Annotated in this window: 19 protein-coding genes; 9 read left to right on the forward strand and 10 right to left on the reverse strand. The window is 69.8% G+C overall.

Features of this window, described 5'->3' with window-relative positions; all coding sequences use genetic code 11:
• The first annotated feature begins 61 nt into the window (after positions 1–61).
• Positions 62–805: an energy transducer TonB gene (locus D187_RS45355; RefSeq protein WP_020918719.1), complete on the forward strand. Its 744-nt coding sequence runs from the start codon at positions 62–64 to the stop codon at positions 803–805.
• On the opposite strand, the gene D187_RS45360 is transcribed toward D187_RS45355, so the two are convergent.
• Positions 780–1,232 carry a hypothetical protein gene (locus D187_RS45360; protein ID WP_002628282.1) on the reverse strand — a complete coding sequence of 151 codons (453 nt, stop codon included), beginning with the start codon at positions 1,230–1,232 and terminating at the stop codon, positions 780–782. The two genes, D187_RS45355 and D187_RS45360, sit on opposite strands and share 26 nt — an antisense overlap.
• Positions 1,233–1,682: 450 nt before the next feature.
• Between D187_RS45360 and modB the strand changes: the two genes are divergently transcribed.
• On the forward strand, positions 1,683–2,360 hold the full coding sequence (gene modB / locus D187_RS45365) for a molybdate ABC transporter permease subunit (RefSeq protein ID WP_002628281.1): 678 nt from the start codon (positions 1,683–1,685) through the stop codon (positions 2,358–2,360).
• A complete protein-coding gene (locus D187_RS45370) occupies positions 2,342–3,430 on the forward strand; it encodes an ABC transporter ATP-binding protein (RefSeq protein WP_002628279.1) in 1,089 nt (362 codons plus the stop codon). Before modB ends, D187_RS45370 begins: the two co-directional genes overlap by 19 nt.
• A 24-nt stretch (positions 3,431–3,454) precedes the next feature.
• Here D187_RS45370 and D187_RS45375 read toward each other — a convergent pair whose 3' ends face one another.
• Both D187_RS45375 and D187_RS45380 read right to left on the reverse strand, forming a co-directional pair.
• A complete protein-coding gene (locus tag D187_RS45375; protein WP_002628277.1) occupies positions 3,455–4,246 on the reverse strand; it encodes a WecB/TagA/CpsF family glycosyltransferase in 792 nt (263 codons plus the stop codon).
• A 139-nt stretch (positions 4,247–4,385) separates the two neighbouring features.
• Positions 4,386–5,075 (reverse strand): helix-turn-helix transcriptional regulator, encoded by a 690-nt coding sequence (locus tag D187_RS45380; RefSeq protein WP_020918720.1) that lies wholly within the window; start codon positions 5,073–5,075, stop codon positions 4,386–4,388.
• Positions 5,076–5,540: 465 nt separating this feature from the next.
• Between D187_RS45380 and D187_RS45385 the strand changes: the two genes are divergently transcribed.
• A complete protein-coding gene (locus tag D187_RS45385) occupies positions 5,541–6,305 on the forward strand; it encodes an RDD family protein (protein WP_002628273.1) in 765 nt (254 codons plus the stop codon).
• A gap of 1 nt (position 6,306) precedes the next feature.
• Entirely contained in the window at positions 6,307–7,287 is a 981-nt protein-coding gene (locus tag D187_RS45390) for a stage II sporulation protein M (RefSeq protein ID WP_020918721.1), read from the forward strand.
• Here D187_RS45390 and D187_RS45395 read toward each other — a convergent pair.
• Entirely contained in the window at positions 7,233–7,751 is a 519-nt protein-coding gene (locus D187_RS45395) for a J domain-containing protein (protein WP_043435014.1), read from the reverse strand. The genes D187_RS45390 and D187_RS45395 overlap by 55 nt on opposite strands.
• Before the next feature lie 162 nt (positions 7,752–7,913).
• Here D187_RS45395 and proC point away from each other — a divergent pair, with 162 nt between their 5' ends.
• The 4 genes from proC to D187_RS45415 all read left to right on the forward strand — a co-directional run bounded on the left by proC (position 7,914) and on the right by D187_RS45415 (position 11,226).
• The gene (proC, locus tag D187_RS45400; protein WP_002628269.1) at positions 7,914–8,741 is read left to right on the forward strand and encodes a pyrroline-5-carboxylate reductase; all 828 of its coding nucleotides are present in this window, start codon (positions 7,914–7,916) and stop codon (positions 8,739–8,741) included.
• Between the two features lie 21 nt (positions 8,742–8,762).
• Complete coding sequence (locus D187_RS45405; protein WP_002628268.1) at positions 8,763–9,290, forward strand: DivIVA domain-containing protein; 528 nt, start codon at positions 8,763–8,765, stop codon at positions 9,288–9,290.
• Positions 9,291–9,390: 100 nt separating this feature from the next.
• Complete coding sequence (locus D187_RS45410) at positions 9,391–10,554, forward strand: peptidase MA family metallohydrolase (protein ID WP_002628267.1); 1,164 nt, start codon at positions 9,391–9,393, stop codon at positions 10,552–10,554.
• Between the two features lie 153 nt (positions 10,555–10,707).
• Positions 10,708–11,226 (forward strand): hypothetical protein, encoded by a 519-nt coding sequence (locus D187_RS45415; protein WP_002628266.1) that lies wholly within the window; start codon positions 10,708–10,710, stop codon positions 11,224–11,226.
• A gap of 250 nt (positions 11,227–11,476) precedes the next feature.
• Here the strand turns inward: D187_RS45415 and polA are convergent, their stop codons facing one another.
• The 6 genes from polA to D187_RS45445 form a co-directional block, all read right to left on the reverse strand.
• On the reverse strand, positions 11,477–14,152 hold the full coding sequence (gene polA / locus D187_RS45420) for a DNA polymerase I (RefSeq protein WP_002628264.1): 2,676 nt from the start codon (positions 14,150–14,152) through the stop codon (positions 11,477–11,479).
• A 65-nt stretch (positions 14,153–14,217) separates the two neighbouring features.
• Entirely contained in the window at positions 14,218–16,437 is a 2,220-nt protein-coding gene (locus D187_RS45425; protein ID WP_002628263.1) for an FHA domain-containing protein, read from the reverse strand.
• Positions 16,438–16,444: 7 nt separating this feature from the next.
• Positions 16,445–18,187, reverse strand: coding sequence for a TadA family conjugal transfer-associated ATPase (locus tag D187_RS45430; protein ID WP_002628262.1), 1,743 nt, complete (start codon positions 18,185–18,187; stop codon positions 16,445–16,447).
• Between the two features lie 169 nt (positions 18,188–18,356).
• Positions 18,357–19,805 carry a type II and III secretion system protein family protein gene (locus D187_RS45435; protein ID WP_002628259.1) on the reverse strand — a complete coding sequence of 483 codons (1,449 nt, stop codon included), beginning with the start codon at positions 19,803–19,805 and terminating at the stop codon, positions 18,357–18,359.
• 29 nt (positions 19,806–19,834) lie between these two features.
• Complete coding sequence (locus D187_RS45440; RefSeq protein WP_002628257.1) at positions 19,835–20,371, reverse strand: A24 family peptidase; 537 nt, start codon at positions 20,369–20,371, stop codon at positions 19,835–19,837.
• A 143-nt stretch (positions 20,372–20,514) separates the two neighbouring features.
• Positions 20,515–21,414 (reverse strand): FHA domain-containing protein, encoded by a 900-nt coding sequence (locus D187_RS45445; RefSeq protein ID WP_002628255.1) that lies wholly within the window; start codon positions 21,412–21,414, stop codon positions 20,515–20,517.
• Positions 21,415–21,437 lie beyond the last annotated feature (23 nt).

Genomic DNA, 21,437 nt, shown 5'->3' on the forward strand with positions numbered 1-21,437 from the left:
CAAGGCCACGCCGTCCGCGCGACTCCGTAGGTTGTGGGGTGTCAGCCACGGAGGGCGTCACATGTTTCAGTCGGTCATCCAGCAGTCGGCAGCGGGCAGGAGTCGGTTCGGCACGGGCGTCTGGGTTTCCCTGTTGGTGCACGCGGGCGTGCTCGGCGGCGCGCTGCTCGTGTCGGGAGTGACCCAGAAGGTCGCTCCCCCAAAGGAGCCGGACGTCTTGATCTTTCAACACCTCCCCTCGGGCCCGCCCCAGACGACGCCCCCCCGGCTCGAGCAGAAGCCCACCCCCCCCAAGGTGGCCGCCAAGAAGCCCCCGGCGCCCCGGAAGACGCTGCGCCAGCCCTCGATCATCCCGCCCCCACCCGCGGTCGAGCCCCAGCCGGTGGAGCCCACGCCCTCGGACGCGGAGGCGAGCAGCGAGGCCACGGGTTCGCCCTCAGGAGGAGGCGAGGTGATCGCGGGGCCCATGTGCCCGAATTGCGCCGTGGGGCCCGCGCGCCAGGGCACGGGCGAGGAGACGGTTCCCTTCGGCGCCGGCATGACGCCGCCGCAACTGCTCTCCGAGGGCGTGCCCGTGCGCTACACGTCCGATGCGATCCACGCGGGGGTGCGTGGGCTGCTCATCGCCCGGTGCACCATCACCCGTGACGGACAGGTGGACGACTGCCGCGTCATCAAGGGCCTGCCCTTCATGGATCAGGCGGTGCTCGAGTCGCTCGAGAGCCGCCGCTACCGCCCGGTGACCTTCCAGGGCAAGCCGGTCAACGCGCTCTACACCTTCAACGTGAAACTCCAGATGCAGTAGTGCCCGAGCCCCCCCAGCCCTGGGAGGAGCCCTTGTCGGCCAGCGGCCCGCGCTTCGCGTCCGCCATGCTGGGCCCCGCGGTCTGCGCCGGGCTCACCGTCACCGAGACGGACACGACGCGCAGGTTGCCCGCGAAGTCCGCGGCGCGCAGGTACAGGGAATGGCCGCCTCCCTTCACGGCGGAGAGATCGTGACGACCCTTGTAGGTCATCGTCTCCTTCTCCAGCCGCAGCGGCGTCCAGGCCCCCGAGGGAGAATCGAGCTGGTACTCCACCCGGCGCACCCCCGCGCCCGTGGGGCCATCACTCGCCTGGACGGCGATCTCCAGGTAGCCCTGGAGCGCGTCACCCGTGGGCTGGAGGACCGTGACATTCGGTGCCGAGGAGTACAGACCCAGCATGGCGGCCAGCAGGTGTGCGCCGACCACGCACAAAACACCCATCGACGGGGCCCACGTCGTCCAGACGGCCGGCCTGACATGACTGTGCTTGGAGGTGGTTGCCATGCCCCTCCCCAAAGCCAGAAGCGTGCCGGACCCGTGTCGCCCACGCCCCTCGTGAGGGCGTCTTCCCGAGCCCCTCCTTTCTTTCGGGAAAACAGAGAGTTGCCCGGTCTGTCCGGATTGAAGACGCCCCGCGTCAATCCGCCTCCCCAGCGTCTCCCGGAGCGACGCGGAACTTCTTACCGGGACACTCCCGAACAGTCAGGAAGAAACTCCAGCATCCCCCCGGCTGGAGGCCTGTCCCCGTCCCCTCGGGCCCGGGGTGCCGGGGCGCGGGAGGTACGAGGGGCAGTGTGGGATCCGGGACGGTCGAAAACCGGGGCCTTGACGGCCACTCGCGGATAAGACGTCCGGACCCCGGGAACGAGAGGACGCGTGGACCCGACCGCCCTGCTGTTGAGCCTGCGCCTCGCGGGCTGGACGACGATGCTGCTGCTTCCGCTGGGGTTGCCCATCGCCTGGTGGCTCGCCCGTTCGCGGTGGCGGTGGAAGTTCCTGCTCGAGGCCCTGGTCTCGCTCCCGCTGGTGCTGCCCCCCACGGTGCTCGGCTTCTACCTGCTGCGGGCCATGGGCCCCCGGGGTCCGCTGGGGCCCGCCTTCGAGGCGCTCTCCGGACACCCCCTGCCCTTCAGCTTCGAGGGCCTGCTGCTCGCCTCCGTCCTCTCCAGTCTGCCCTTCTCCGTCCAGCCCTTCACGGCCGCGCTCGCGGGCGTGGATCCCCGCCTCATCGAGGCCTCGTGGTGCCTGGGCGTGTCCCGCGCGCGGACGTTCTTCCGGGTGGTGCTGCCCCTGGCGGCCACGGGCATCCTCTCCGGCATGGTGCTCACGTTCGCGCACGCGCTGGGGGAGTTCGGCGTGGTGCTGATGGTGGGCGGCAACCTCCCGGGCCGCACGCGCACGGCCTCCATCGCCATCTACGACGCGGTGCAGGCGCTGGACTATGACGCGGCGGGGAGGATGTCGCTCGTGCTGCTCGTCGTGTCGTTCGTCGTGCTGGCCCTCACCCAGGGGCTGCGCCGTGGGAGGGAGGGCGCATGGACGCGGCGCTCCTGATCGAGTTGGAGAAGCGCTTCCGGGACGGCCCCACCATCCACGCCCACCTGACGCTGCCCGCCACGCCGGGCCGGGTCGCGGTGCTCTTCGGCCCCTCGGGCGCGGGGAAGACCACGGTGCTGCGCGCCCTGGCGGGGCTGGACAGGCCCGAGCACGGCCGCATCCTCTTCCACGGGGAGACGTGGTGTGACTCGAGCACCCGCGTCTTCCTGCCACCCCAGGCGCGGCGCATCGGCTTTCTCTTCCAGGACTACGCGCTGTTTCCCCACCTCACCGCGGAGCAGAACGTGCAATTCGGCCTCGCGCACCTGCCCGTGGCCGAGCGCCAGGAGCGCTCGCGCGCCCTCTTCTCGCTGCTGCACCTGGAGGGACTGGAGCGCCGGGGCGCGCGCGAGTTGTCCGGAGGCCAACAGCAACGGGTGGCCCTGGCGCGGGCGCTCGCCATCCGCCCGCGCTTGCTGCTGCTGGACGAGCCCCTGTCGGCGCTGGACGCGCCCTCGCGCGAGGGACTCCGGGGCGAGCTGCGGCGGCTGCTGCGCGAGCTGGGCGTCCCCACGGTGGTGGTGACGCATGATCGGCTCGAGGCGCTCGCGCTGGGAGACGATCTCGTCGCCATGGAGCAGGGCCGGGTGTGCCAGGTGGGGCCGGTGGCCGACGTGTTCAACCACCCGGCCGAGCTCGCGGTGGCGCGGATGACGGGGATTGAAACCGTGCTGCCGGGCCGGGTGGTGCGGCGCGAGACGGGGCTGGCCACGGTGGAGGTGGGTCCCCACGCCCTGCTCGCCCTGGAGTCCACGCCCGGAGGAGACGCCGTCTTCGTCTGTCTGCGCGCGGAGGACGTCACCCTCGGCCCGCCCGAGGCCGCGCCCACCAGCGCGCGCAACCGGTTGGCGTGCACCGTGGTGTCGCTCGTGCCCGAGGGTGCCCTGGTGCGCGTGACGCTCGACGCGGGCGTGCCCCTGGTGGCCCGGGTGACACGGCTGTCGCGCGAGGAGCTGGGGCTCGCCGAGGGACGCGCCGTCACCGCCTCCTTCAAGGCGCCCGCCGTGCGGCTCGTTCCCCGCCCGTGAGTGCCCCCCAGCGCCCGGCCGCGCTCAGGTGGCGCGAGCGTGGGCGAGCACCCGCTGGAACGCCAGCCGCTGGAGCAGCCACCGCCACGGCGAGCGCAACGCACCGCGGGCACGCGCCCCGCCGCGCCCGACCAGCAAGGACTCCATCGCCGAGCCCACCCCCAGCAGCACCGCCCCGTGCAGCCGCTGGGCCGCGTGCTGGCAGAACAGCTCCTGCTTGGGCGTGTCCATGGACACCCACACCAGATCGGGCCGCGTGAGTTCAATGCGGTCGATCAAGGTGTCCACCCACGGCCCCCGGCCATTGTCCGGCACGTCCGGCGCGGCCACGCCCACCGCCAGGAGCCCGTAGCGATCGCGCAGCGCGCCCGCGGCCCACTCCGAGAGCTTCGGACGCTCGGCCACCACGACGACGCGCCAGGCCCGCTCCCGCGCCAGGGTCGCCAGCGGCGGCAACCACTGCGCGCCCGCTCGCGGTTCCAGGGCGAGCGCGGGTACCCCCAGACGCCCGGCGGCGCGGATCATCGAGGGGCCTCCCGCCAGCGACAACTCCGCGGTGGCGAGCGCCGAGCGCAACACCTCGTCGCGTTCGGCGCGCACCACCTGCTCCACGTCCGGCAGGAGGATACGTCCCCCCTGGCCGCCCGTGACGAGTCCCTCGACGGCCCGGAGCACCTCATCCAGGCGGCCCAGGTCCAGGGGGACGTGTCCGATGCGCACCCGCGGCAAGCCGCCCGCGGGGCTCTTGTCGAACCGCCAGGGCCTGGACGGAACGAGCCCAGCCCGTGCCGTCACCAGCCTCATCACCCCACGCATGACCCGCCTCCTCCTGACGCCCTCTAAGGGAACGACACAGTGGTGTCGCGAGCCCTGATCTGCCAGGGGAGTCTGACGTTCTCGGCTCTGGTGGCTGACAAGTACGTGACGTGTTCGCCCCGGCCGGATTCGTCCACCGCTACAGATCCGGCGGCGGCCGGACGCCCAGGTGGCAGGCGCGCAGCGCGAGCTGGGTCCGGTTCTCCGCGCCCAGCTTCCGGTAGAGCTGGGTCACGTGGGATTTCACCGTGCGCTCGGCGATCTGCAGGTGCGCGGCGATCTTCAGGTTGTCCGCGCCGCCGGCCACGTAGGCGAGCACCTCGCGCTCACGCTGCGTGAGCGTGAGCAACACGCTCGCGGTGGCGTTGGTCACGGGAGAGTGCTCGAAGTCGTTGCGCAACAGCTGCACCGGAAAGAGCCGCTCCCCGCGCACCAGGGCGTTGACGGCCGTACACACCGCGTTCGACGTGAGGCTCTGCCGGAAGAGATAACCCGAGGCCCCTTCATCGAAGCACTGGGAGATGAAGTCCTGGGCGTTGGCCGAGGACAACACCAGCATCCGCACCTCCAGCCGGCGCTTGCGCGCCTCGCGCAGGAGGTTGAGCCCCTCCATGCTCGAGCAGCCCATGCCCGAGTCTCCACCGGGCTCCACGTCCAGAATGGCCACCTGCGGAGGATCCGTGCCGATCCCATCCAGGAGCGTGCGCGCGTCGCGCGTCACCCACAGCAGATTGAGGCCTTCACCCTTCAACCCGTCGGCCAGTCCCTGCCAGGCCGCCCAAGGTCCTTCCAACAAGCCAACGCGCACATCCGCTTGATTCGCTGCCATGTGAGGGCCCCCCAGCCATCATGGCGTACTGCCCATTTTTTTTAGTGAAACCAACCAAACTCAGGGTCCGGCCCGCATCCTGGCGATCTCGAGATGAATCGTGCGCGTTGTGGCTCGCGAGGATGTCTGGCCCGACCGTCGACACTTCCACTGCGTGCTGCGTGCCTCTGTCGTCACCTGGACGATTCTACTCCCAAACTACCACCAGGATGAAACCACCACCCGGATGACCACGGTCCTTCTCGACCAGCGACATGACGAATGGCCATCCCTCGTCCCGCTGTCCAGCCATGGCGGCGTGCGTGTGCCGCGCGACTGTGCACGAGCGAACCCATGGGCCCGGGAAGATGTTGGGCGGCGGGCACTGGAACCCTTCCACGGAGCGTGTCCGAACAGGACAGCCCTCCGTTCCCAGGGAACGAGAAGCCACGTCGGGGTGACCATTCCAGGTAATCTTCCCGACACATGAGCTCCCCCGCCTCCCCCAGTCTGGACGTCGCCACGCCCGAGCGCGTGTCGCTCTCCCTTCCCGTGGCCGGCATCGGCTATCGGTGTCTGGCCTACCTGGTGGACCTGGCCCTGCTCTTCTCCTTCTGGGTGCTCGCCTACTTCGTCTTCACCCTGCTGGTGAGTGACGTCGTCGGCTTCTTCCAGGGGCTGTCCGGCCTGGTGCGCACGCTGATGGTGGTGGGTGTGTTCGCCACCCAGTGGGTGTACTGGACGCTGTGCGAGGTGCTCATGGGGGGCCAGACGCCCGGCAAGCGGCTCGTCGGCATCCGCGTGGTGCGCGTGGATGGCTCGCCCGTGGGCGTGCTGGAGAGCGCGGTGCGCAACCTCCTGCGCGTGGTGGACTCCTTCCCGCTCATCTACGCCGTGGGCTGTCTGAGCATCCTGCTCACGCGCCAGCACCGGCGGCTGGGAGACTTGCTCGCCGGCACCCTGCTGGTGCGCGAGGAGCGCATCGACCTGGACAAGTACACCGCCGCGGCCGCGCCCTCCGTCGTGCTCCCGCCCGCCGGCGTCACGGCGAGACTCGCCTCGGGGGACGTGGAGCTCATCCTGTCCTTCCTCGCGCGGGCGCCCTGGCTCGAGCCGGCCGCGCGCACCCGCCTGGGCGCGCGCCTGGTGGAGCGCTATGGCGGGCTCGACGCGCAACAACGCGCCACGCTGCTCGCCGCGCCCGGGGGCGTGGAGTCCTTCCTGCGCGCGCGCGTCCAGGCGGAGCGCTGACATGGCCTCCTCGCTGCCCGCCTTCGTCGCCCGCCGCCGCCCGGACTGGACGGCGCTCGAGGCGCTGCTCACCCGGCAGCGCGCGGGCACCCTGCACCTGGAGGAGCTGCGCACGCTCGACGTGCTCTACCGGCGGGCGGCGGCGGACCTCGCCCACGCGCAGACCTTCCACCCGGGCACCGACGTCCACCGCTTCCTCAACCAGTTGTGCGCCCGGGCCTACGCCGCCATCTACCAGCCCCCGCGCGAGCGCTGGGCGGCCCTGCTCGCCTTCTTCCGCCAGGACTTCCCGCGCACCCTGCGCGCCCACGGCGCCTTCGTGGCCGCGAGCGCCGGCCTGTTCGTGCTCGGCATCCTCCTGGGCGCGGTGGTGGTGCTGCTCGAGCCCCGGGGCGCGGAGCTGCTCGTGCCCGAGAACCTGCGCGACTACATCTCGCGCAAGCAGCTGTGGACGGACGGCCTCTTGTCGGTGAGCCCGCCGGGCGCGGTGGCCTCGGGCATCGCCACCAACAACCTCACCGTCACCATCGCCACCTTCGCCTCGGGGCTGCTGCTCGGCCTGGGCACGGTGTTCATGCTCCTCAACAACGGCGTGCACCTGGGCTCGGTGGCCGCCCTGTGCGTGCACGAGGGGCTGGGCGCCAAGCTGTTCGACTTCATCGCCGCCCATGGGCCCGTGGAGCTGTCCATCATCGTCATCGCCGGGGGCGCGGGGCTGCGCGTGGGGCAGACGCTCATCGCGCCCGGCGAGCTGCCCCGGGGCCAGGCCCTGGTGCTGCACGGGCGCGAGTCGGTGAAGCTCGTGCTCGGGTGCGCCCCCTTCCTCGCCCTCATCGCCGTGGTGGAGGGCTTCATCTCCCCGGGCGACTTCTTCCCCGGGTGGGTGAAGGCCTCGCTGGGGCTCGCGCTGGGGGCGCTCTTCTGGGGCTACCTGCTGCGCGCCGGCAATGCCGGGCCCCGCGCGGGCGTCGCGGCCGGCTGACGCACCGGCGTGCGCGCGCGCTGGCGGTGGCCGAGGATCTTCTCGTACGCCACGTTCAGCTCCCGCATCTTCGCCTCGCAGCCGCCGCGGTCCGGGTGCTGCGCCAGCGCCAGCTCGCGGAAGCGCGCCCGCACCACCTCGATGGAGTCCGTCGGCGACACGCCCAGCACCTGGTGTGGATCCTGCTCGTCCAGCGCCGTCAGCCACGCCTCCAGCTTGCTCTTGGCCGCCAGGAAGCGCGCGTCCCCTTCCGTGTTGTCCTTCACCGGATGGGTGCGCATCTTCGCGTCCGCGCGGAACACGTCCGTATAGGTACTCGACACCCAACGGTGGCACGAGCCGCAGCGGAAGTACTTGATGCTCGGTCCCTCGTGACGGGCCATGCGCACACCGCAATAGGTGCACTCGACCTCCACGTTCTCCAGGGTCCGCCAGTTCCAGCTCGTCCCAACCGCCGCGCTCATGGGTGTGTCCACCTCGGTGTGTGTCCAGGCGCTACAGGTTCGTAGCGGGCGCAAGGTCTCACGATCGGATCCCCTGTCAAAAAAAATGAGCGGGGGGAGGGGTGGAAAAATCCGCTCATGCCCGGCGTCCGGCCGGGGCCATTCCGCGCTAGAACCCGGCGGATGCTCGAACGGACCATCGCCTTCATCGGCGCCGGCAACATGGCCGAGGCGCTCATCAAGGGGCTGTTGCGCGCCGGCACCGCGCGGCCCGACTCCATCATCGCCACCGGACGCCGCGAGGAGCGGCTGGAGGGCCTGCGGCGCACCTACGGGGTGCGCACCCTCCTGGACAACGTCGCCGCGGTGCGCGAGGCGGACGTGGTGGTGCTCGCCGTCAAGCCGCAGGCGCTGGACAAGGTTCTCCTCCAGGTGGCGCCCGCGGCGGACCAGAAGAAGCTCTTCATCTCCGTGGCGGCCGGCGTGCCCATCTCCGTGATGGAGCGGCGGCTGGGCCAGGGCATGCGCGTCATCCGCACCATGCCCAACACCCCCTCGCTGGTGGGCATGGGCGCCTGCGCGCTCGCCCCCGGGGAGCACGCGAGCGAGGAGGACATGGCCGTGGCCAGCCGCGTCTTCCAGTCCGTGGGCATCACCACCGTGGTGGAGGAGAACCTCCTGGACGCCGTCACCGGCCTGTCCGGCAGCGGCCCCGCCTACATCTTCCTCATCATCGAGGCGCTCTCGGACGCGGGCGTGAAGGTGGGCCTGCCGCGCTACACCGCCCAGAAGCTCGCCGCGCAGACGGTGCTCGGCAGCGCCCAGCTGCTCATCGAGACCAACGCCCACCCCGGCCAGCTCAAGGATCAGGTGACGAGCCCCGGCGGCACGGCGATCGCTGGCCTGCATACCCTGGAGGCAGGCGGGCTGCGCACCACGCTCATCAACGCCGTGGAGGCGGCCACGCGCCGCTCGAGGGAGCTGGGGGAGCAGTTCCTGGAGAAGTCCTAGGGCTGGCCTATACTCGGGGTCATGAAGCTCACCCCGCTCGACATCCGGCAGAAGCGCTTCGAGACCGCCCTGCGCGGCTTCTCCAAGCGAGAGGTGGAGGCCTTCCTGGAGCTCATCGCGGGTGAGTTCGAGGAAGTGGTCAAGGAGAACATCGGCCTGAAGGAGGAGCTCAAGCGCACCCAGCTGCGGCTGGAGCAGCACCTCGAGCGCGAGCGCACCCTCCAGGAGACGATGGTCACCGCCCAGCGCATCAGCGAGGACATGAAGGGCGCGGCCAAGAAGGAAGCGGAGATCATCCTCGCGGACGCCGAGCACCAGGCGGAGAAGATCGTCCACGGCGCGCACCAGCGGCTGGTGCAGGTGGTGGAGGACATCAACGAGCTCAAGCGCCAGCGCACCCAGTTCGAGTCCCAGGTGAAGTCCGTGGTGGAGGCGCACCAGAAGCTGCTCGAGACGTTCAGCGGGCGCACCTTCGCGGACAAGGACTACGCGCGCGTCGAGGACAACGTGGCCTATCTCACCCAGAAGAAGGCGCAGAGCGGCGAATAGCCTCCCCTGTGTGACGCCGCGCGTCGCGAGTTCGGAGGGCGCGGAGCTTGGCGCGGCGAGGGGGCAGGCTGCTATGTCTTCGGGCACGTGAGGCCCGCCCATGCGCCACCTGCTCCTGCTCCTGCTGCTGTTGCTCTCGCCCCGGGTGTGGGCCCAGGAAGAGATCGCCGGTCCGCGGCTTGAAGCGGGTCATGCCCAGGGCCACGTGGAGCCCGCCCTGGTGCCCACGGCCCCGCCCAAGCTGGTGATCGGCGCGGTGGACACGCGCCGCTTCCACATCCTCTACACCGCCCGCTCCCAGGAGTCCTCGCGCCAGCTCGCCAGCGGCATCGAGTCCATCCGCGACGCCTTCGTGAACGTGCTGGGGCGCGACTGGCCCGGGACGACGGAGGTGCGCGTGGGCATGGGGCGCGAGGAGTTCGAGGCGCTCGCGCTGCCCGGGGGCGAGCCACCGGGTTGGGCCGTGGCGCTCGCCTACCCCGCCCACCGCATCATCCTGCTCAACGCGCAGACGCTCGCGGGCCCCGAGGGGCAGGTGACGCTGCGGCACGAACTGGCGCACGTGGCGCTCGGGCAGCTCGCGCCGCGCTGGCCGCGCTGGTTCCAGGAGGGGCTCGCCCAGCACCTCACCGGGGAGAACCTGTCCATGACGCACTACGCGGCCCTCTTCAGCGCGGTGGCGCAGGAGAAGGTGTTCCGCTTCGAGCACCTGGCCGAGGAGTGGCCGGATCTCCCCACGGACGTGGAGATCGCCTACGCGCAGAGCGCGGCCTTCGTGGCGTGGCTCTCGGCGCACTACGGCCCCGAGGGCATGGGCCGGCTGGTGGACGAGGTCGCCACGGGGCAGCCCTTCGAGCAGGCCTTCGGCAAGGCCTTCCACACCTCGCTGTGGGTGGAGGAGCAGGCCTGGCGCGAGGGACTGGCGGCCCGCTACGGCTGGCTCCCGCTCACCACGAGCACCTCCCTGCTGTGGTTGCTCATCATCGTGCTCGGCGCGGCGGCGTACCTGAGGCTGCGCGCCATCAAGGAGCAGCGGCTCGTCGAGATGGACGCGCGCGAGGCCGCCGAGGAAGCCGCCATGCGCGAGGCGCTCGAGGCGGAGCTCGCCCAGCAGCGCGCCGCCCTGGTGCCCCCGGACCTGGCGTCCGCCCCGGCGGCGCCCGAGACGTTGGAAATCCCCGAGTGGTACGAGTCGGCGCCCGGCACGGAGCGCGACGAGGACGAGGACACGCTGCCCCGTCCGGCGAAGCCCACCGTGCACTGAGTTCCCCTCCCCCCGGGAAGAATCTACAGCGCCGGGCGCGTCAGCATCCCGGTGCGTTGCGCCAAGTGGCTGAATTCATTGTCCATTGGCCGCGCGAAGCCGTTGGCCAGCGCCTTGCTAAAGCCCCGTGCATCAGTGGGGAGGAGAGGCGTCATGGCGGAGCACGCACGGCGAAGGGCAGGGGTGGCGAGGGTGTTCGTGGGGCAGCCCGAGCGGCTCGCGGCGGCATGGCGCCGGATGCGCTTCGCGGAGGCCCGCAAGGACGGCTCTCCTCCCTGCAACCAATTGGAGAGCGTGGTGGAGCCCTTCATCCGCGAGGTGGGCCGCACGCTGGAGGGTGTGGAGGGCAGCGCCTGGAGCCGGACGCGCGCGGTGCTGCGGCTGTCGTCCCGGCGCGGCTCGCGGGTACTGAATGACGAGTTCACGGCGCTGCGCCGCTGCATGCTGGACGCGGTGGAGACGCTCGGCGGAGGGGACGCGGAGCGCGCGGTGGTGAACCAGGCGCTGGACGAGGCGGTCAGCTCGACGGAGGAGTTGGTGGAGCACCTGGCCAATCCGTTCGCGCCCAAGCCGCGGGTGCCCTTCGCGGGGCTCGTCGTGCAGTGCTTCGAGAAGCCCGCCCGGGCGCGCGAGAAGACGCACTCCGGGGAGAAGCACGCGCCGGCGCATTGAGATTTTTCGAGGGTTGGTCGACCCGTCCGGCTTGACGCCTCCCCCGCTTGGGGGCGGTGTCCGGGGCCGGCGGTTGAAGGGGGCTGCGCTGACGGGCCATGGGGGGCCCGAGGCGCTCACGGGGCGCGTTCCCGTACGGGGGTTCGGAGAACGCGCACGGTATGGCCGCTGAAAGCCGCGTGGGCGGGGGTCCACGCGAGCCTTTCTGACGGCCGGGCGGGTCGACACTTTTTCCGGGCGGGCGCGTACGTCAGTGCGCGTCCGCCCACGTGTTTCCAGCCCCCACTTCCACCTTGAGCGGCACCTTGAGCGTCATCACCGCGCCCATGCACCGGCGCGACAGCTCCTTCACGGCCTCCACCTCGTCGTCGGGCGCCTCGAAGAGCAGTTCGTCGTGCACCTGCAGCAGCATCCGCGTGCGCAGCTTCTCGCGCGCCAGCGCCGCGTCCACCTCCAGCATCGCCTTCTTCATGAGATCGGCCGCCGTGCCCTGAATCGGCATGTTGATGGCGGCGCGCTCCGCGGCCTGCACCACCTGGCGGTTCTTCGCGCTCAAATCCCCCATGGGTCGGCGCCGTCCGAAGAGCGTCTCCACGTAGCCCCGCTCGCGCGCCACCCGCACCGTCTCGTCCAGGTAGCGCTTGATGCCGGCGTAGCGCGTGAAGTAGCGCTCGATGATGTCGCGCGCCTCCTCCTCGGGGATGTTCAGGCGCGTGGACAGGCCGTAGGGCGACAGGCCGTAGGCGATGCCGAAGTTGACCATCTTCGCCACCCGGCGCTGATCCTTCGTCACCTCCTTCTGCGGTACGCCGAAGACCTCCGCCGCGGTGCGGCTGTGGATGTCCTCGTCCCGGGCGAAGGCGTCCAGCAACACCTCGTCCTCGGCGATGTGCGCGAGCAGCCGCAGTTCGATCTGGCTGTAGTCCGCGGAGACGAGCTGGTGGCCCTCGTCGGCGATGAAGGCGCGGCGGATCTCCATGCCCAGCTCGGTGCGGATGGGGATGTTCTGCAGGTTCGGATCCGACGAGGACAGGCGCCCCGTCGCCGTGGCCGCCTGGTGGAAGGTGGTGTGCAGGCGCCCGTCCTTCGTCACCAGCTCCGGCAGCGTGTCCAGGTAGGTGCTCTTGAGCTTGGACAGCGAGCGGTACTCGATGATGGCGCGCGGCAGCGCGTGCTTCTCGGCGAGCTTCTCCAGCACCTCCTGGTCCGTGGACGGGCCCGTCTTGCCGCGCTTGAGCACCGGCAACTCCAGCTTCTTGTAGAGCACCTCCGCGAGCTGGGGGTTGGAGCCCACGTTGAACTCGGTGCCCGCGAGCTGGTGGATCTCCTTCACCTTGGCGTCGCACTCGGCGCCCACCTTCTCGGAGATCTTCCGCAGCGTCGCCACGTCCACCTTCACGCCCCGTGCCTCCATGCGCGCGAGGATGGGCACGAGCGGCACCTCCAGCTCCTTGGCGAGCCGGTTGAGGCCCAGGGGCTCCAGCTCCTCCTGGAGTCCGGGCACGAGCCGCCGCGCCACGTCCGCGCGCACCGCGTACGCCACCGCCACCTCTCCGGGAGAGAACTCCTTCAGGGGTCGCGGCTTGCGCCCGCCCGTGGAGGGCAGCGCGGGCAGGTCCACCTGCATCCGCTCGCGGGCGAGGAACTCCAGGGTGTGATCCCTCCGCGACGCATCCAGCAGGTAGCTGAGCAGCTCGACGTCCTCCTCCCCTCCCCTGAGCTGGATGCCCTCGCGCGCGAGCAGGAGCCACAGCGCCTTGAGATCATGCCCGCCCTTCTTCACCCCCTCGTCCTCCAGCACGCCCGCGAGCGCGCGCTTGAAGTCCGCGGGCTTCACCTGCTCCACGCCCAGCCCCTCGTGGTGCAGCGGCACGTAGCGCGTGGTGCCGTCCGGCAGCGCCACCCCGAGCCCCACCAGCGTGGCGGACAGGGGCAGGCCCTCGTAGGCGGGAAAGAGCGTCACCCGCCCCGCCTGGCGGATGGCCGCGGCGAGCGCCTCGAGCGCCTCCTTCGTGGTGACCTGCTCCGTCTGTGTCTCGAGCTTCGTGGGCTCGCGCGCGGGCAGCTCCTTGAGCAGCGCGGAGAACTCCAGCTCGGTGAAGAGCGGGCGCAGGAGCTCCTCGCGCAGGGGCTGGCGCACGAGCTGGGAGATGCTCACGTCCAGCTTCAGGTCCGTGCGGAAAGTCACCAGGTCGCGCGCGAGCAGCAGGCTGTCGCGGTGCGCCTCCAGGGCCGCGCGCATCTTCGGCTTCTTCACCTCGGTGAGCCGCGAGAGCAGCGCGTCCACGCCCCCGAACTGGGTGAGCAGCTCCACCGCGCTCTTGGGGCCGATGCCCGGCACCTTGGGCACGTTGTCGATGGCGTCCCCGATGAGCGCCAGGTAGTCGCGCATCTGCGCGGGCTCGATGCCCAGGCGCTCCTTCACCTCGGAGGGAGTGGTGTAGCGCTCGTTCTGCGGATCATAGAGGTGCACGCGCTCGGAGACGATCTGCACGAAGTCCTTGTCCCCGGTGACGACGAGCACGTCGAAGCCCTCGGCGACGGCGCGCTGGGCCAGGGTGCCGATGACGTCGTCCGCCTCCCAGCCCGCCACCTCGAGGATGGGCAGCGCGAGCCCCTCCACCACGCGGCGGATGTAGGGGAACTGCTGGGACAGGTCCTCCGGCGTCTCCTTGCGGTTGGCCTTGTAGTTGGGATCGATCTTCTGGCGCTCGGCGCGGCTCTCCTTGTCGAAGGCGAGCGCCACGTGAGAAGGCTCGAGCTCCCGGAGCGCCTTGAGCACCTGGCGGGTGAAGCCCAGGGTGGCGTTGGTGGGAATCCCCTGGCGGGTCGTCAGGGGAGGAATGGCGTGATAGGCGCGGAAGATGAAGCTGGAGGCGTCGATCAGGACGAGGCGGGGTGCGCCATTCGAGGGAGGGGGGACCATGGGCCCGGCCTTAACCGAGCCCACGCCCCTCTGTCCACGTTGGTAGGAAGCTCAGACGCTACCCGTCAACATCCGATCTGCTTTTTCTGCTCGGCGACCTTCTCCGCCATGCCGTCCTTGGGCACGGCGTATTCCAGGACGAGGTCCAGGTCCTGGCACGACTCGGCGGACTTGAAGGCCTTGAGGGCACGCGTGGAGCAGCGGGTCACGTCCGAGTTGAGGTCCGTGTTGCCCTGGTAGAAGCTGAAGCCCAGCTTCCAGATGCGGCAGGCCCGGCGCCCGTCTCCGCGCTCGTCCCAGTACTTGCCACGGGTGATGGCCTTGGCGGCCATGTCCTGCTGGATGTTGCGGCGGTAGAAGGACGGACGCGACTCGAACAGGGTGTCCATCAGCCGCTTGTCCACGTCCAGCGCTTCCTGGAGCGCCTCGGCGGCCTTCTCCACGTCCTCGCTCTGCAGGTGGCCCTGGCCGATCTTGAAGAGCTGGTCCACGTTGTTCACGTCCGCGATCATCCGGTCCGCGTCCGCGTGGTACTGGGCCATCTCGTAGTTGTTGCGCAGCCGCTGCAGCGTGGCGACGGCCTCGTTGCCGCGTCCACCCCAGTAGTCCAGCATCGCCTCGTTCATGAACTTGTTGGGGAAGCGCTGCTTGAAGGCCTCCTCCACCACCTTGCGGGGATTGGGCGCCGCGTCGTCATCCATGAAGATGTCCGACACGGGGCAGTGCCAGGGCTCGGCGTTGGGATCCAACTTCTGCCGGGCGTTGAGGAAGTCCACGTAGAGCTTGTTCTTCGGCCGCCACTCGGTGCGGCCCAGGCGCCGGCGCGAGTCGAGCACGAGGGTGAAGCCGATGGGCGGCTCCAGCTCCTCGCGCGACATCTTCTGGCAGGCGAAGCCCATGTAGCGCTCGCACCGGGGCACCGCCGCGCTCCACTGCGCGTCACGCACGTAGCGCTTGCAGTCGTCCTCGGAGCGCTTCATCACCTGGAGCACCGCCTCCTGCACCTTGGGCTTGGCCCGGCGGAAGTAGGTGCTCTCCTTGGGAATCTTCTTGAAGAGATCCAGCGCCTCCTCTTCCTTGCCGCGCAGCAGCGCCTTGTTGCCCTGGGCGAACTGCTCCGAGGCATCCTTCTCCAGCGTGATGCGCTTCATGAGGGAGACGGCCTCGGAGTTGATGGGGTCGATGTTCAGCACCTTCGAACAGGCCGTCTGCGCCTTGCCCCAATCCGGCTCGCCGCCCATCTCCATGGAGGAGTAGGAACGGCACTGGCTGAGCAACTCCTGGATCTGCTCGGTGGGATCCACGGCGGGCTCCCCCCGGGAGGCCACGGCCCCCGAGACACTCTCCTCCGAGCCCCCCGTGGTGCTCTTGATGATTCCCGCCACCAGCAGCACGCCCACCACGCTGGCGGCCACGACGAGCAACCGCTTGCGCGAGGCCGCCGCGGGCGCCACCTCCGAGCCCGCCGCGTCGGTGCGTGAGGCGCGGCCCTTCCTGGCCGGCGCGGAGCCGGTGCGCTCGACCACCACCTCCACCATGCCGAAGGTGATGACGTCACCGGGTTGCAGGTCCAGGGGCTCCTGGGGGGCCACCCGCTCGCCATTGAGCAGCGTGCCGTTGGCACTGCCCAGGTCGCGCAGCACCGGACCGTCCGGGCCGAGCTCCACCTCGGCGTGCCGGCGGCTCACCGAGTCGTCGTCGAGCAGCACCGTGGCGGGTGCCTGCCGGCCCACGACGAGCTTGCCCTGGAGCGGGTACTTCTGGTTGGCCCAGGGGCCGGTGAGGCCCTTGAGCACGAACCCGCCCTCGTCCTCCTTCTCCCCGTCCGCGTGGTCCTCCGGGGGAGGCGCCACGGCGGACGCGGGCCGTTTGGCGAGCGCCGAGGGAGGCCGCTTTCCGGCGGGGATCGACCGGGTGGGCGCCGGCCTCGCGCCTCCGGGGGCCGCGCCGGCCTCGCCCGCGGGCCTGGCGCTCCGGCGCACCCCGGCGGGCCGGGCGGGCGCCTTGAGCCGCAGGGCGTAGTCGCCCAGCACCACCTCCGACGTGGGCGTGAGGGCCGTGGCGCCGGTGATGCGCTGGCCATCCACGAAGGTGCCATTGGCGCTGCCCACGTCCTCCACCATCACCGTGCCGTCTTCCTCGAAGAAGCGGGCGTGGCGGCGCGACACACCGCCCTCGGCGAGGGTCAGATCGTTGGTGCCTTCCTGGCGGCCGACCCTCAGCTCGCCAGACAATTCCTGTTCGCTCTCGCTGCCGTCGGGATGACGGATGACCAGGGTGGGCATGACGGGGTCAGTCCTCGCGGAAGATGCTCATGTTGACGGGGATGCCCTTGCGCTGCAGGTCATCGTAGAACTTGGGCACGAAGCCGCTCGCCACGTACCGGCCGCGCACCTTGCCCTCGTCCGTGAAGCCTTCCTGCTTGTAATAGAAGATGTCCTGGAGGGTGACGATGTCCACCTCCATGCCGGCGATCTCCGTGATGAAGCAGATCTTGCGCGTGCCGTCGGAGAAGCGCGTCTGCTGCACGATGAGGTGCACGGCGCTCGCGATCTGCTCGCGGATGGCCTTCACCGGCAGCTCCATGCCGCTCATGAGCACCATCGTCTCCAGCCGGGCGATGGCGTCGCGTGGCGTGTTGGCGTGCAGCGTGGTGAGCGAGCCGTCGTGGCCCGTGTTCATCGCCTGGAGCATGTCCAGCGTCTCGCCCGCGCGGCACTCGCCCACCACGATGCGGTCGGGCCGCATGCGCAGGCAGTTCTTCACCAGATCGCGGATGGTGATGGCGCCCTTGCCTTCCAGGTTGGGCGGACGGCTCTCCAGTTGCACCCAGTGATCCTGCGGCAGTTGCAGCTCGGCGGCGTCCTCCACCGTGACGATGCGCTCGTCCTCGGGGATGAAGGAGCTGATGATGTTGAGCGTCGTCGTCTTGCCCGAGCCCGTGCCACCGGAGATGACGATGTTCTTGCGCGCCTTGACGCACATCTCCAGGAACTCGGCCATCTGCGCCGTGACGGTCTTGAACTTGATGAGATCCTGGATCTTCAGCGAGTCCTTCTTGAACTTGCGGATGGTGATGCAGGGGCCCTTGAGCGCCAGCGGCGGGATGATGGCGTTGACGCGGCTGCCGTCCTTGAGGCGCGCGTCCACCAGGGGGCTGGACTCGTCGATGCGCCGGCCGATGGGCGCCACAATGCGCTCGATGACCCCGAGCACCGCCTGGTTCGAGCTGAACGTCTTCTCGCTCAGCACGAGCTTGCCCTTGCGCTCGATGTAGATCTGGTTGGCGTGGTTGACCATGATCTCGCTGATCTCATCCGACGCGAGGAACGCCTCGAGGGGCCCCAGGCCCAGCGCCTCGTTGATGACGTCGGTGAGCAGCTCCTCGCGGTCCACCTCGGGCGGCAGCTCTCCGTCCGCCTCCATCTGATCGATGATGTCGCTGATGGCCTTCTCGGTGCGCCGCCACAGCTCGTCGTCCCCGAGCCGGTCCATGTCCATGCGGCGCAGGTCGAGGTACTCGATGAGCCGGTCGTGGATCTCCTTCTGCAGCCGGGTGTAGGCCTCCACCCGGGGATCCACCCGCTTCCTGTTCTTGGCGAGCGCCGAGGCGAGCGAGGCGGGCATGCGCGCGTTGGCTTCCGGCGCGGGAGCTTCCTCCTCGTAGGGCTCCTCCTCCTCGACGGGCTCCTCGTCGTAGTACTCCTCCTCGGGAGGCGCCGTGCGCGTCTGGGAGGCCTCCTCCTCGAGCGCCTCCACGTTGAGGATGTAGTCGCCGATGGAGATCTGATCGGTCGGCTTGACCACCTGCGGCCCGGCGATCTTCTTGCCGTTCACGAAGGTGCCGTTGGTGGACTTCATGTCCACGACGATGAACTTGCCGTCCTTGGCGATGATCTTCGAGTGGTACTTGGAGACATTGCCCTTGGCGAGGCGGATGTCGTTGCCATCCAGGCGACCGATGGTGATCTCGTTCTTCTCGAACTCGATCTGCTCGGTGCCGCCACCCTTCTCCTCGAGCGTAATCAGAAACATGGGCGCGGATGCTACCAAGCGACCCCGGGCAGCACCAAGGGGACATGACGCGCCACCACGCGCCCGCCCGCCCCCCTGAACGCGACGAGGCCGGCCTCCCCTCCCTCGCGGAGGATGGAGACCGGCCTCGGGCCGCCCGGACAGCGGGCGGGGAGCCTCGACGGGCAGCTCAGTCGAAGATGTTGAAGGAGACCTCGGAGCGCGCCTGCTTGTAGCGGCTCTTCACGTCCTCGATGAGGGTGTGGATCTTGTCCGAGTCGGGCGTGACGATGCGCGGGGTCACGAAGATGACGAGCTCGCGCTTGGTGGAGTCGAACGCGCGGTTCTTGAAGATCTCCCCGATGATGGGGATGTGGCCCAGGCCCGGCAGCTTGCTGACGGCCTTCTGCTCGTCGTGGCTGAACACGCCGGACAGGACGATCGTCTCGCCGTGGCGCACGGTGACGTTCGTCTTCACCTTGCGGGTGCGGAAGCCGGGGATGGCCGCCGAGCCACCGATGGAGACGGCCACCGAGGTGTCCAGCTCGCTCGCCTCGGCCTCGATCTCCGTCTGGATGTTGCCGTTGCTGTCCGCGGTGGGGCGCAGGTTGAGGATGACGCCGTAGGGCTTGTACTCCACGGAGAACTGGTTCTGGGTGATGAGGGGGATGGGCACCTCGCCGCCCGCGAGGAACTCGGCCTTCTCGCCGCTGGCGCACACCAGCTTGGGCTGGGCCAAGAGCCGGCCGTAGCCGTCATTGCCCTGGAAGCCCACGGCGAACTCCGCGCCGGCCGCCAGCGACGCCATGCCCGCGCCCGAACCGAAGCTGCCCGGGAAGAGCGACTGGTTGATGGTGGCCGTGGCGGACACGGTGCCGGCGATGTCCGTGGGGTACTTGATGCCGTAGCGATCGCGCGAGTTGCGGCGGATCTCCACGAACTGCACCTCGGAGATGATCATCTTCTTGATGCCCACCACGAGCAGGTTCTCCACCTTCTCGCCCAGCGCCTTCACGAGCAGCTCCGCCTTCTGCATCTCCTGCTGGCTCTCCACCGAGCCCTCCAGGAAGATGGTGGAGCCCTGGGGGTTGACCTGCACGTTGCGCAGGCCCGCCTTCTGGAAGGCGGCGGTGAGGTTCTGCGCCACGAGCTTCTTGGCGTTGGGCGCCACCTTCACGAAGCTCTTCACGTTCGGGTAGAGCGCCGCCACCTCCTCGATGCGCGCGGCGTCCGCGGACGTGTACGCCTGGCCGTCCAGGAAGATGCGATCCCCCACGATGCGGATGCTGACGCCCTCGATCTCCCCGAGCAGCTTCTTGATGTCGGAGCTGACCTCGTTGGGGTCCTGCTTGCGCACCGCGATGTTGTAGGTGACGCGCTGGCCGTTGCCCTTCCACACCAGCAGCGTCGTCTTGCCCTCGCCCTGTCCGAGCACGAGCACCTGGCCGGGACCGAGCGCCTTCACCTCGGCGACGCCCGGGTCTCCGATGGAGATGCGCGTCATGCCGGGGATGGAGAGCACCTTCTGGGCGCCGATGCCCAGGTTGATGAGCGAGCTGTCCTGGGCCTGCGCGCTCGCGGCGAGCAACACGGTCAACAGGACGCCGATCGCGGCGGCCTGGGTGAAGCGTCCAAGCATCGTGAGAGTTCCTTCGCGTCGCATCCGAGCTACCCCAATCTGTCGTGCTGCCACCACATGGCCCAGAAAGTCCCCAGCGCGATCGCCACGCCATACGGGATATGGCGTCGCGGCGCGTCCACCGCGCCCTCTTTCATCCAGCGCACCCGCACGGCCCAACGCCGCACCAGGTCGCCCAACGTCTCCCAGACGGCGCCGTGCCACAGCAGCGTCACCACCGCCTGCAAGGCTCCCACCAGGGAGATGAAGGCCGCCGCGGCCATCACCGCGGGAAAGCCCAACACCGCGCCCACGCCCGCCATCAACTTCACGTCCCCCCACCCCATGCGCCCGCGCACCGCCGCCGGCACCAACACCAGCGCCAGTCCCGCCCCGGATACCACCCCACTCACCAGCCCCGTCTCCAGCCCTCCCACTCCCTCGCTCGCCAGGCGCACGCCCAGGGCCACCACCATCAGGGGATAGGTGACGACGTCGAGGATCCGGCGGCGGAGCACGTCCGTCACCACGGAGATCACCAGCGCCATGCCCAGGACGATCCACAGCGCGATGTGAGAAGGCGTCATCGAAGGCGGGCCGCCTCCCCCGGGGGGATGGGAGGAGACGGCCAACTAAACCAGGGAGGACCGGCATCCGTCAATCAGGCAACGGCCCAACTTCCTGAAAAGACAGCGCTCCCGGTGATTCTCCGGGCCTGCTTCCAGTGCGGCTATTGGTAGGTGAGCCGGACGCGCTCGCTGCAGATGAAGTACTCGTCGCCGTCCTCGACCTTGCGGCGCTTGATGCGCTGCTTGTTGAACCAGGTGCCGTTGGACGAGCCCAGGTCCTCGATGAAGAAGTCGTCGCCCTCGCGGACGATGACGGCGTGCTCGCGCGACACCTTGCCGGAGTTGATGACCAGGTCGCAGTGCTTGCCGCGGCCGATCACGAAGCGCTCCTTGGTGATGCTCTGCGGCTCGGCGTTGTCCATGGACAGCAAGAGCCCGCCCACCGCCTGGTCCATGGGCTCGTCCTCGGGCGGCGCCTCGTCCTCGGGCAGCGGCTCGTCCTCGGGCAGCGGCTCGTCCTCGGGCAGGCCCAGATCCGAGTCGTGCTCGTCGGCCAGGGGCTCCTCGTCGAGCTCCTCGCGCGGCTCGTTGCTCTTGCCCTTGATGAGGCGCTCGAGCTCGGCGGCGGTCTCCAGCACGCGCTCGGCCACCTCGCGGCGGGCCGGATCATTGTCGAGGGTATTCGCCGAGGAGCGCTCCTCGAGCCGAGGGGCGGCCCGCTGCGGGGCGGGCGCCGGCAACGGCGTGTCCTCGCGGGGCGGAGGCGTCTTGGCGCCGCCTCCGCTCACCGGCTGCAACACGGGCGGAGCGGACCGGGCCGGGGCCGGGGCGGAGGGCCGCGCGGCGGCCGTGGCCGGGGCGGCGGAGGGAGCCTCGACGGGCGCCTCGGAGCGGCTCGGGCGCACCTCGAGGAAACCATTGAGACGCGCGAACATGAACAACGCTTGATTGATGAGCGCGTCGCGGTCCGAGCCCATCTGCTGGGCCATGTCTTCGTAGGTCTCCCACAGGTGGTCGGCGATGCCGACCTTGCGGGCAGGACGGGAATTCTGGTCAATCATCGGTTTGACTCACTCATCCAGGA

The sequence above is a fragment of the Cystobacter fuscus DSM 2262 genome (assembly GCF_000335475.2).
Taxonomy (GTDB): Bacteria; Myxococcota; Myxococcia; order Myxococcales; family Myxococcaceae; genus Cystobacter; species Cystobacter fuscus.